We start from the raw sequence: 12,743 nt of genomic DNA on the forward strand, positions 1-12,743 counted from the left end.
GGGGTGGAATCACGGAGTAGTATGGATCCCGAAGTCGGGGTTGAACCGAACGCGCTCCTGGTCTTCATCGGTCTCGAGCATGCCCAGTGCCAATAGCTGCTTTAAAAGCCCTTCGAGGAAATCCCGGTAAGGGTTTTCAGTCCATTGCACCCACTGATATCCGGTGAAGTTGTCGGTCTGAAACAGGCACAATTCGACGGCGATGTGGTGGATGGCCACGTCGGTGTCGGTCCAGTCTTGCAGTTTTTCCCTGAGGTTCATACGAATCTTTTTTTGAAATCAATCATTAATCTAAAAAGGAGATACCGTGACGGTGCCAAATTTCCAATTGCTGACCCATCCCCAAACAAAGGCAAACAAAATCAATATTTGAAGCGCACAGAGCAGGTAAAACAACACAATGCGACAAGCGATTCCCCATTTCGAATAATCGGAGGCAAAGGCGTTGAAGTAACCGTAACCCATCTGGAAAATGACCAACACGGTCACGACCCAACTCATGATTAGCGCAAAAGTATCACTAAACGGAATGAGCAAGTCGAAGTAGAAAAACACATTCCCAAGTAGCGATATCAGAAGCATCCCGGCCAACACCATTCCTGAAATAATAAAGTGTTCGCTCAGGTTCAGGTTTTTCTTCCGGAACAGAATAAAACCATTCAGGGCGGCCAACGGCACGAAAAGAAAAACGATGATCTTGCTTTTCTGGGCAAATATCTCGTCGAGTTTGCGGCTGGCCTCATTGAGGTACGGTTTTTTGTCGATGATTTCCTCTCCGGGTATCTGGTCCCAAAAGTGGCGTACAAACAGCAGCAAACCGAACGTAATCAAGACCAGATAAAACACATTGTAATACGGTTTCCTTTTCCCTGAAATGTAATCGAGCGCAGCCTTCCCGGGACGCAGCAACGCCTGCCGTGCCGTGAACAACATGCCTTTCTCGATGTGGAACGTGCCGTGCAGCAAATCATGGGAAATGAAATTCCGGAACGTGATGCGGTGCGTATCGGCTTTTTGTCCGCAGCCCGAGCAGTAGTGGCCGGCGAGTTCCGTTTCGCAGTTGAGGCAGTTTTTGGTGGTCATTGGTTTTGAACGGTGTTGGGTTTTGGTGTTTGCCTGTAACGTTTGTTCCTGCAATTTAATAAGGTTGTGGGAAATAGTTGGCTATGTAAGGGAATTAATTTTAGGACATAGGGTGAATAAAGGAAATTTATTATCTTGGCTGCAACCAAATCTATACGCCATGCAGAAACCTAACCGAAACAGTCGAAAGGCAGGCGCGCCCGCATATTGGTCGAATTCCCCTAAAATCAACGAGACTTTCCTGGGACCCGAGAATGAGGTCTGGCTTTATAGTGCCAATTTTTATATGCTCATAGTATTTTGAAATAGTTTACTATGGGTTGTGGATTTACAAATATTTTTTTTCGGATGGAGTTTTTCTAATTTGGGAATATTTGGTTAAGTTAGTTTAAATATTACAGTAAAGTAATCCCTGAAAATCCATGAACAAACCCAAAGAAATAATTGAGATTGAGAAGAATTATGGACTAAAGCTAACAGTTGTTATTGAAGAAGATCCACAATCAGATGTAGAATTCCTCCAGCATGAAAATTCTTTTACGGTAGATGCCAATAATAAGGTTGTCAAACTGAATCTAAAAAGGTTTGCATTAAAGGATTTGAAAGGCTTGTTTAAACTTCAGACAACAGTTACTCATTTGGATCTTTCGGGAGCATCAATAGAAGATATTACTATTTTGTCGGAATTTAAAAATTTAGAATTCCTCAACTTAAATACAAATTTAATATCGAATGTAAGACCGATAAGTAGGTTGAAAAAACTAAGGTCGCTCTATCTCGACCACAATAAAATTGATGAATTACCCAATTTTGAAACGCCAAATATTGCCGCAATGTCATTAGGGGCTAACAACATTAGGAATGCGAGCGGGCTTAGAAATTTAAAAAATCTGTATTTTCTCGATTTAAGCTCTAATCGAATTCGAGATTTATCGTTTTTGGAGAGTTTAGATGGTATTACTTTTTTAAATATGGCGGCTAACGACATATTGGATATCACTCCCCTGAAGCGTTATAAGCGAATGGTGTTTTTAAATCTATTTGAAAATGGGATTGTTGCAATAGACGCATTGCGAAATTTGAAAGTGACGAGCCTCCTTTTAGGGAAAAATTCAATAACAGATTTGTCGCCAATCTATCCCCAGTTACGGGACGGTAGAATAGATGTGTTGAATGTTGGAGAAAATGATCAGTTAAAATATCCGCCGCTAGAGGTAGCAATTAGGGGAAATTCAGCCATAACAGATTGGTTTGAAATGATTATAAAGAACGCGCGTGACATTATAGACGCTAGTATAAGAAGCAAATCTACAAGACTAGATATAGGCAGTTTGGGAATTACCGACTTAACCTTTATTCCGGAACTTTTTAATCATAAACATTTAAAGGAGCTTGTTTTGAGTAATGAATGGGCCGAGTACAAAATAGAAGAGAAAAGATGGGATAGGAGAACTTCAGGCAATAATGTGTATCCCAATAAAATTTCCATGATTCCTGAAGAAATTAAGGAATTGAAAAACTTAGAAATATTAATTGCAGGAGGAGATTGGAACAATGAAGATGGGACCAATAGCAATCCTTGGGAAATCAGAGAAATTTCAAATATTAGTAGTCTTAATAAAATCAAAAATATAAACCTAAGCAATAATAAGCTATCAAGCTTAGTCGGGATAGAAAAATTTTATTTACTCGAGAAAGCCCATCTGAATAACAACGAAATTTCTGATGTGCCATCTCTGAAACCACTCAAGCAACTCAAAGAACTTTTTTTGAGCAACAATAAAATCGAGAATATAAATTTTCTCGAAGGGTGTTTAGGTCTTACAACGATAGATTTGCATTCTAATTTGATTTCCGATCTTGTTCCGCTGAAGAATATTTTAAAAAATACCGACCTTGAGATTAAGGTATCTAGTTGGGAAGTTGGTGCGATATCCATCTCGAAAAATAAAAAAGACATCAATCCACCGTATGCAATATTAGAACAAAATAAGAATGATATTCTTTTATACTTCACAAAAATGGAGTATGAAGATGTTCTCAAATTGCCTACATACTTGAACAATGAAATCAAGATAATACTTGTTGGAAATAGTTTTTCAGGAAAATCGACATTGCTTCATTGGCTGGCTACAAGCCGAATAAAAAAGAACATATGTTCGACGGTATGGATGGAAACAAAGGTTTTCGAGAGGGAAATACGCAACAAAAAGATAAGACTCAGGTATTTTGATTTCGGAGGACAGGAATATTATCATGATACCCATAACATTTTTTTCACGGATAACACGGTTTATATTGTGGTATGGGATAAAGAAAGTGACAAACTGGGCAAGATCAATGTTTTACAAACGCAGCATGACAATATTAAAAGACAGGTAGATTTGGATATATTTCCTCTTAATTACTGGCTCGATTCTATTTCGATTTTTGGGAAAAGGACGCCTACTGAGATTGAGAGTCAAATATCCAAATTGCTCCACGAACGAAGTTTGGAAAAGACGAAGCATTCGAAAAAGGATAGACAGGCGGAAAAAGAAAAAAGCCTTATCGATACGGTAATTGAAAAAAATATTATCATCGTACAAAACAAAATAGAGCAAGACGGGGTACTGTTTCTAAATCAACAAGAGTTTGGGCGGAAATTTTCAAATATTTTCGATTTTTCGGCCATTTCGATTTTCGAGAAGAAAAGGCTTGTATTGTTTAAGAGTTTATTTGAGGAACTTATTGTCAAAATGTCATATTTCGACAAACCACTACTTGCTACATGGGGTGAACTTAAAGATAGTTTTCAGACAATTTTTGAGAAAAAGCAGTATATAATTACAATCGATGAGTTTAGGGATTCGTGTAATGAACATTTGAAGACTTATTTAAAAAAATTTGGAATTCCCAATAAAAAAATAGAATCAATTCTGTTTAAATCCAAAGATGATATTTCAAGTTTCATGAATTATCTCCATAATGTAGGTTATGTAATCTATAATGATAAAAATGAGGGCTTAGGATCTAAAATCGTGATTTGGCCAAGGGAAATGATGACTATAATCAATAACCTGCTGCTTGTCGCAAAGGAAAACAATGGAGTAATCAAAAAGAATAGACTCTCCTCTGATGTTTCCGAGATATTGCTTTTTTACAATATAATATTCGCTATCCCAACCGATAAGGAATCATTTATAGCACCACTGTACTTGCCTGAAAAGCCTTCACAATTGGTTGACATCTTAATAAGCAAGCAAATGAAACCATACAGGCGTTTCATATATCCAGGATTTATTCACAAAAATGCAATTTTGAATATTTTCTCTAAATTTTCTGAGAAAATTGTTGTAGCAGATCAAACGAATATAGATGACTTTTTTTATTTCTGGAAGAAGGGTTTTGTAATTCAAGATCCTGAATCTGAGCAAACCGTAATGATTAGATTTAATTTCGGAGAAGAAGAAAACAATGCTTTCTTGGATATATTCGATTTGAATGGCAAAAATAAAGATTTTGTAGTAAATGTCACTAATGTGGTTAAAGAGACTAACAAACAATACGGTGTCATTGAACAAGTTACTCTTGAGGGGCAATATTTTGTGCATTATGATGAGCTAGTATCAAAGTTTGATTTAGGAGCAAAGTTTATTACGGGGGTCAAATACGACAAGGAGACAAAACAAATCATATGTCAAGATATCAATATATTTAAATTTAACCAGCTAATGCCGGTAGATAAAAAGAAGCCATTGAAAAAGATTTTTATCTCGTATTCCAAGAAAGATGAGACTATTGTCAACAACTTCATTGAACATCTATCAACTATGCACAGCGATGGTTTGATAGAGTCTTGGTATTGTACTGAACTGAGGGCTGGAGATGATTGGGATCAAAAAATTAAGCATAAAATGGCCGAAGCGGATATTTTTTGTTTTATGGTAAGTCCGCATTTCATGTCAACACCATACATCCATAAATATGAAGTTAAAACTGCAATGGCGAGATATGAAAAAGGAGATCCCGTAAAAATTGTATCCATTTTGCTCGATTTTGTTAATTGGGACCGAAATTATACGTTTCTAGGGCAAAACAATAACGAGATAACCTGGAAACTGTCGAAGTTTACGGCATTGCCATTTGCTGGCAAAGAGATCAGGGATTTTGAAAATGAAAATAAAGGATGGTTTATTGTAGAAAACGCATTGAGGACAATTGTTACCGACGAGTTGAGCTCTGAGGTAGATGAAGATGATATAGTGCGGAAATTTCCTCCAAAAATTAAGAAAATCTATGAGGAAATCATGGCTGCCAATAAGTAGGTTAATTATGAAAGCAAATATTTTAGGGGAAATGGAAATAAGCCCTGATCTTTTGTTTCTTTTGCATCAAGGCAAAAGAAAAGAAAATAAAAAAAACCGAAAGCTTTTGCTTTCGGTTCCTCATTATATCTATCGCAATTACTTCCGCTTAAACACTTTTTTAAACCCAACCACAACCCCCACACACAATACCCCCACAATCAATCCGATCAAGAATTCTTTAACCATATCCGGCAAAACAGGGAAAAGGTGGTGCAAATAATCCACATTGTGTACAAAAATCCCACCCGATACCATCAACAACGCCAATGTTCCGACAACAGCGAGGAATTTTATCACCACAGGCAACGACTTGACCAATCCGGTTCCTACCAATGAAAGCAGCCCTTTGCCGTTGGAGCGTTTAATGAGGCTGTGGCCCGCATCATCCATCCGGACAATCAGCGCGACAATCCCGTAGACCCCGATCGTTGCGGCAATGGCAACGATACACACTGTGATGATCTGCAGCGTCAGGTCTTTGTCGAGCACGCTGCCGAGGGCGATGATGACGATTTCAACCGAAAGGATAAAATCGGTGGTAATGGCCGACTTGACTTTGGCTTTCTCGGCCGCCATGCCGTCTTCCTCTATTTCCTCGACGACCTCTTCACCGGTCTTGGGGTGGTGTAAAAAATACTCGATGATTTTTTCGGCCCCTTCATAGGCCAGGTACAAACCGCCCAGCACGAGCGCAAATTTGATCGCAACCGGAAAAAAGGCATTGAGCAGCAAGGCAATCGGGACAATGATGAGTTTGTTGATGAACGATCCTTTGGTGATGGCCCAAAGTACCGGCAGTTCGCGCGAGGACAAAAAGCCAGTGGCTTTCTCGGCATTGACCGCCAAATCATCGCCCAAAATCCCCGCGGTTTTGCGGGTTGCGACCTTACTTGTCATTGCGACGTCGTCCATAAGCGCCGCGATATCATCCAAAACTGCAAAAAAACCTGATGCCATGTGTAATTTTTAGGACGCAAAAATATAAAATTAAAGGGCGGAAATGAAAAGAAAAGTAAGGCTAAACTTAAAAAATAAATGGGTGCATCCCCATTCCGATGGAACATAAAAAAACCGCAGACGACAATCCACGGTTGTATTTCTAAATCGAAACCCTAAAATCAATACCGCACATATTCGGTAATCTCCAAACCATAACCGATCATTCCGACCCGTTTGGTTTGTTCCGAATCCGAGTTCGAAACGAGCTTGATCTTGCAGATGTCGATGTCGTGCAGGATTTGCGCACCGATTCCGAAATCCTTGATGTCCATGATGATCTGCGGCGCCTTGAAAATTCCCTGCGATTGCAGCGATTTGAGTTCAGAGATGCGGTTGAGCAGGTTGTTCGAGGGCAATTCTTGGTTGATAAACAAGATCGCGCCTTTGCCTTCTTCGTTGATGAGCTTGAACATATCATCGAGTTTTTTATCGGCGTCGTTGGTCAGCGTCCCGAGGATGTCGTTGTTGACCAGCGTCGAATTGATGCGCGTCAAGACCGGTTCGCCGATGTTCCAGCTTCCTTTGGTCAGCGCGACGTGGATCTGTTTGTTGGTCGTTTGCTGGTACGCCCTGAGTCGGAAGGTGCCGAAACGCGTTTCCACATCAAAATCTTCTTTTTTGACGATCAGGCTGTCGTGTTGCATGCGGTAGGCGACGAGATCCTCGATCGAAACCAGTTTGAGGTCGAGTTTCTTGGCAATTTCGGCCAGTTCGGGCAAACGTGCCATCGAGCCGTCCTCGTTCATGATTTCGCAGATGATGCCCGCAGGTTTGAATCCCGCCAGACGCGCAAAATCGATTGCGGCTTCGGTATGACCGGTCCGGCGCAATACGCCGCCCTGTTTGGCAATGAGCGGAAAAATATGTCCCGGACGCGCCAGGTCGTGCGATTTGGTGTTCTCATTGACCAGCGCAAGAATCGTCTTGGCACGGTCGGCGGCAGAAATTCCGGTCGTTACACCGTGTCCGCGCAAGTCGACCGAAACCGTAAACGCAGTTTCCATGTGGTCGGTATTGACGGCCACCATCGAATGAAGGCCCAATTCCTTGCAGCGGTTTTCGGTAAGCGGCGCACAGATGAGTCCGCGGCCATGCGTGGCCATAAAGTTGATCATTTCTGGCGTGGCCAATTCTGCGGCAGCGAGAAAATCGCCTTCGTTTTCACGGTCTTCGTCATCGACTACGATGATGATCTTGCCTTGGCGGATGTCCTCTATGGCTTCTTCAATAGTGTTGAGTTGTATTTTGGTTTCAGTAATCATGATGGCAATTGTTTTTGCGGGAATATTTTTTGGAAAAATTTCTGGAAAGGCTGCAACACCGAATCCATGTTGATCATTCCACCAATGTCGTTGGTCGCCCGATAGGTGAGCAGGATGGCCAAAGGCGTCAAGATCAGTGACGAAAGCGTACAGCCCAAAAAGGGCGGTATGCCGTTTTCCTGCGCAACCTTTTTTCCAAAAGTATTGATGAAATGGTAAAGGATAAAAATGAGCACCGCAAAAACGATGGGCAGACCCAAACCGCCTTTGCGGATGATAGCCCCGAGCGGCGCCCCAATAAAAAACATCAGCAGGCAGGCGTAGGCGATGACGAATTTGTCGTAGAACGCAATCCAGTGGCTGTTGATGATTTTTTGTTTGCTTTCGAGTTCGATTTTGGTGCCTTCGATCGAATATTTGGCACTGGAAAGGTTGCCGATGGCGATTTTGTAGATTTCGGCTTTCTCGGCATTCGAATAACCTGCCAGCATGTTGCCGTTGCCCGATGGAAATTTCTTGGCCTGTGGATCCGGTGCGGGCGGTGCCGTGCGGATGTAATTGATGCCGGTTCTTTGGTAAATGTTGTCGCCAAAGGAAAGCACATCTTTTTTGTAGCTTTTGTTCAAGGAATCGAGCGTATACCGGAGCTCGTTGACGTTGAGCATCGTATTGGTATTCGAAATTTCATAATCGGGATCCTGTGCATTGTTGAGCTTGGACAGGTCGAGATTAATGATGTATTTCTGGAATGAACTCTTGGCAAAAGGCAGTTTCTTTTTTTCCTCGTATTTCTTAGGAATGATGTCCTCATAGTAATAACCATCGTTGAGCACGAGTTTGAGAATGTTCGAGTTTTCGTTGCCTATCAATTCCCCGTCCTTGGCCCGGATGACATTTTTGGTGCCATCGAACATATTGGTCTTTTTGTGGATGGTGATGCCATGCAAAATATTGCCGTTTTCGCCCGATTTTTTATTGACCTTGATGTTGTAGGTTCCGACGTCGCTGAATTGTCCTTCGGCAATGGCCATGGCAGGTTTCATCTGGGCAATGTCTTTGCGGAAGTTGATGAATTTGTATTCGGCGTACGGAATCACGTTGTTCGCAAACACAAAGGCACAGGCGCTCAGCACCAGGATAAAAATCGTCAAGCCTTTCATCGCACGCTGCAGCGAAATCCCAGAAGATTTCATCGCGGCGAATTCGTAATTCTCGGCCAGGCTTCCAAAGGTCATGATCGAGGCCAGCAATACCGAAAGCGGCAATACCAGCGGAATGATCCTCGGCATGGCAAACAACAGGAACTTGATGACCAAAACAAAGTCAAGGTCTTTCCCGGCCAATTCAGAGATGAAAAGCCATACGGTCTGTAGGATGAAGATAAAAAACAGGATTACAAATACAGAGGCAAATGTACCTGCGAAGGTTTTGAGAAGGTATTTGTCGAGGATTTTCACTTCGTTAGTCTAACCTATTGATGATGTAATTGGGATATTTACTTTCGACAAAGGTAAACTGATTTTTCGACAATGGCTGGTTCGTTTTAAAAGAATTAACGGTGAGCGTAGTGCGGGTGCCGTTTTTGCCCACTTCAATCAAATTGTAGATGTTTTTGGTCTGGCTGTCGATCCCAAGGAGAATCTCTTTGCGTTGGTCTTTACCCGAAGTCGGAACCAGTTTGATGTATTGGATTTTACGGCCTTTGATATTTTGGGTAATGTCCCAGAAGAATTTGTAGCCGGTGTTGAAGAAGGTCAGGAGTTTGGAAGGAGAAATATCCTTGTCGTCTTTTTCGTTGAATTTTTGGATGGTAATTTCTTCGTCTTCGGGGTTGATGGTGTAGATTTTCTTGCCATCGAACATTTTGGTCACGCCCATCAAATTGAGTACATACATGTTGCCTTTCATGATGACATTCCCTTTGCTTTCCTGATTGATGTTTTCTTTGGAGTTGTTGAGCGCGTACTTGAATTCGATCACGATATTGTCATAACTCTTGACCTTGGCGGTAACCTGGTCGAGCAAGTCCTTGGCTTTTTTGTCCTGCGCATTTGCAGTAAAACCAACAATCAACAATAGGGCAATCTGGATAATCCTGTTCATTTTAAAAATCGTTTTGTTCATTATTAAAGAATTGATCGAGGGCACTGAGGTCTGTGATGTTCACGTTTCGGGCTTTGGAACCTTCAAACGGCCCGACAATTCCGGCGGCTTCGAGCTGATCGATCAGTCTTCCGGCACGGTTGTAGCCGAGTTTCAGTTTTCTTTGTAGCAAAGAGGCCGAACCCTGCTGCGCCGTCACGATAATCTCTGCAGCTTCCCTGAAGAGTGCGTCTCTTTCAGAAATGTCGATATCAAGATTGATGCCACTTTCGCCTTCCGGAATGAATTCCGGCAGCAAATACGCGTCGGGATAAGCCTTCTGCGCACCGATAAATTCTGTAATCTTTTCTACTTCAGGCGTGTCGACAAAAGCACACTGCACGCGGGTTACATCGTTTCCATTCGAATAAAGCAAATCGCCTCGTCCAATCAATTGATCGGCGCCCTGTGTATCGAGAATCGTCCTCGAGTCGATTTTCGAGGTCACGCGGAAAGCGATACGTGCCGGGAAGTTGGCCTTGATGATACCCGTAATGACATTCACCGACGGACGTTGCGTCGCAATGATCAAATGGATACCGATTGCACGCGCGAGCTGTGCCAGACGCGCAATTGGGGTTTCGACTTCCTTGCCGGCGGTCATGATGAGGTCGGCAAATTCGTCGACTACAAGTACAATATAAGGTAGGAACCGGTGGCCGTTTTCGGGATTCAATTTACGGTTGCGGAATTTTTCGTTGTATTCTTTGATGTTGCGGACCATCGCGTCTTTCAACAGCGAATAACGGTTGTCCATTTCCACACAAAGTGAATTCAGGGTGTTGATTACCTTGTTGTTGTCGGTGATGATCGCATCGCCTGCATCCGGTAATTTGGCGAGGTAATGGCGCTCGATTTTGTTGAACAGTGTCAATTCGACTTTCTTCGGATCGACCAAAACAAATTTGACTTCGGCCGGGTGTTTTTTGTAGAGTAGGGAAGTCAACACGGCATTCAAACCGACCGATTTTCCTTGCCCGGTCGCACCGGCCATGAGCAAGTGCGGCATTTTGGCCAAGTCGGCTACGAAAGTTTCATTCGAGATGGTTTTTCCGAGCGCGATCGGCAGTTCCATTTCGGCTTCCTGGAACTTGGCCGAACCGATGACCGATTTCATCGAAACCATCGTCGGCTTCTGGTTCGGGACCTCGATACCGATGGTACCTTTGCCCGGAATCGGCGCGATGATACGAATACCCAATGCCGCCAATGACAACGCAATATCGTCCTCCAGACTCTTGATTTTCGAGATACGGATTCCGGCCTCCGGTACGATTTCATACAACGTCACCGATGGACCGACCGTAGCCTTGATCTGTGCAATGTCGATCTTGTAATTGCGCAGCGTTTCGACAATCTTATTCTTGTTTTCTTCTAATTCTTCCTGGTTGATCGTGATTTGTCCGCCGTAATCCTTGAGCATGTCGAGCGAAGGGAATTGGTAGTTCGAGAGTTCGAGCGTGTGGTCGAACAAACCGAAATCGGCGACAAGTTTAGCGGCGAGGTTTTCATCAATCGTTGCTTCTTCGGGTGCCTGTTCGATGACAAAAGCTTCATCGCTGGTGTGGATGATCTGCTTCGCCTGTTCGCTGGCGCCCGAGTGAGGTGTGGCAACAGGAGTTGGCGTTACTTCAAGTGGTTGTTCTTTTGCTGTGGGTTCAAGGTGGATTTCAGAAGCATGCGAAATCGTCGGCTTCAAATCCTCTTTGTTGATTTCGAATTGGGAAACCGGCTTGAGTTCTGGTTCCGGAATGTCTTCCTCGTCTTCGTCCTCAAGTTCGGCAATCGGTTCTTTGACTTCGTATTCCTCGAGATTGTACAAGGCATTGTCTTCGGCTACGGGCGTTGTATTGGGACGCATCGATGCGAGGCTTTCTTCCATATCCGATTTGCTCTTTTCAAAAAACGACTTGACCGCATCGGGTGAAATCTTGATCTTGAAAATCAGGTAGATGATGATCCCGAAAATGAGCACAAGTAAAGTGCCCGTTTTGCCCAAGTAATCCTGCAGGAACTGGTTCATTTCAAAACCAACCACACCGCCCAGTTCGGGCAAAGAATCGGCGAAAAAGCCAAACAAAACCGAAACCAGCACCAGCGCAAACAAGTCCCAGAACCAAATGTTGCGCAGTTTTTTTAGCGGAATGTCGAGCGCAAGAAACGATCCGGTCAGGAAAAACAACTTGACGAAAAGGAACGAAGCCGCACCAAACCCACGGTAGACAAAGAAATCGGCGAGGTAGGCGCCAAATTTTCCGAGCCAGTTGCCCACTTTTTCGTCGCGGTTCCCGATGGCGTCGATCGCACTTTGGTCCTGTTGGCCGTACACGTAAAAAGAAATAAATGCGACCAAAAGCGCAATCGAAAACAGCACGAGCAGGCTGCCCAGGAGCATTTTGTGCTGTCTCGTGAATTTCCAGGATTTTTTAGATTCGGGCTTATCTGCTTTATTCTCAGTGTCCTTCTTTACCGTTTTTGCCATTCTGATTGAAATAATGGGTATAAAAATAGGGAATAAATCGGTTTAGTAAAGTAAAAATTTGGGAACGTAAATAATCAGGCCAATGACAATCGCGGTCAGTGCGGCAAAGCAAACTGCGCCCGCGGCGATGTCTTTGATGAAGCCTATTTTTTCATGGAATTGCGGATGGACGAAATCGGCAATCTTTTCGACTGCGGTATTCAATCCCTCAATGGCCAATACCATCCCGATGGCCATCGTCTGGAACATCCATTCGGTAGCCGAAATGTCAAAGTAAAAGCCCGCGACGACCATCAGTACACCGATGGCGGTCTGTACCATGATGCTGTGTTCGGTCGTCAACAGCTTGAGCGCGCCCTTGAGGGCAAAGCCAAAACTCTTGAGGCGGCCTTTGAGGAAAGTATTGTCTTTTTCGAATTCCATCAG

At 43.1% G+C, this 12,743-nt stretch carries 9 protein-coding genes; 1 reads left to right on the forward strand and 8 read right to left on the reverse strand.

Annotated elements, in window-relative coordinates:
* Nucleotides 1–9: 9 nt before the first annotated feature.
* Both QM717_RS14325 and QM717_RS14330 read right to left on the reverse strand, forming a co-directional pair.
* Complete coding sequence (locus QM717_RS14325) at nt 10–261, reverse strand: hypothetical protein (RefSeq protein WP_415038397.1); 252 nt, start codon at nt 259–261, stop codon at nt 10–12.
* A 30-nt stretch (nt 262–291) separates the two neighbouring features.
* Nucleotides 292–1,083, reverse strand: a complete 792-nt coding sequence (locus tag QM717_RS14330; RefSeq protein ID WP_415038399.1) for a DUF3667 domain-containing protein — start codon at nt 1,081–1,083, stop codon at nt 292–294.
* Between the two features lie 422 nt (nt 1,084–1,505).
* Here QM717_RS14330 and QM717_RS14335 point away from each other — a divergent pair, with 422 nt between their 5' ends.
* Complete coding sequence (locus QM717_RS14335; protein WP_415038400.1) at nt 1,506–5,390, forward strand: leucine-rich repeat domain-containing protein; 3,885 nt, start codon at nt 1,506–1,508, stop codon at nt 5,388–5,390.
* Nucleotides 5,391–5,528: 138 nt separating this feature from the next.
* Here QM717_RS14335 and QM717_RS14340 read toward each other — a convergent pair whose 3' ends face one another.
* The 6 genes from QM717_RS14340 to QM717_RS14365 all read right to left on the reverse strand — a co-directional run bounded on the left by QM717_RS14340 (nt 5,529) and on the right by QM717_RS14365 (nt 12,740).
* A complete protein-coding gene (locus tag QM717_RS14340) occupies nt 5,529–6,389 on the reverse strand; it encodes a DUF808 domain-containing protein (RefSeq protein WP_415038402.1) in 861 nt (286 codons plus the stop codon).
* 161 nt (nt 6,390–6,550) lie between these two features.
* Nucleotides 6,551–7,693, reverse strand: coding sequence for a 3,4-dihydroxy-2-butanone-4-phosphate synthase (ribB, locus tag QM717_RS14345; RefSeq protein WP_415038404.1), 1,143 nt, complete (start codon nt 7,691–7,693; stop codon nt 6,551–6,553).
* Nucleotides 7,690–9,150, reverse strand: coding sequence for an LptF/LptG family permease (locus QM717_RS14350; protein WP_415038406.1), 1,461 nt, complete (start codon nt 9,148–9,150; stop codon nt 7,690–7,692). The genes ribB and QM717_RS14350 overlap by 4 nt, the downstream gene beginning before the upstream one ends.
* Before the next feature lie 4 nt (nt 9,151–9,154).
* A complete protein-coding gene (locus QM717_RS14355; protein ID WP_415038408.1) occupies nt 9,155–9,796 on the reverse strand; it encodes a LolA family protein in 642 nt (213 codons plus the stop codon).
* 1 nt (nt 9,797) lies between these two features.
* A complete protein-coding gene (locus QM717_RS14360) occupies nt 9,798–12,317 on the reverse strand; it encodes a DNA translocase FtsK (protein WP_415038410.1) in 2,520 nt (839 codons plus the stop codon).
* Nucleotides 12,318–12,359: 42 nt separating this feature from the next.
* Nucleotides 12,360–12,740, reverse strand: a complete 381-nt coding sequence (locus QM717_RS14365; RefSeq protein WP_415038413.1) for a diacylglycerol kinase family protein — start codon at nt 12,738–12,740, stop codon at nt 12,360–12,362.
* Between the last annotated feature and the right edge of the window lie 3 nt (nt 12,741–12,743).

This window comes from Flavobacterium sp. (assembly GCF_047602195.1).
Taxonomy (GTDB): domain Bacteria; phylum Bacteroidota; class Bacteroidia; order Flavobacteriales; family Flavobacteriaceae; genus Flavobacterium.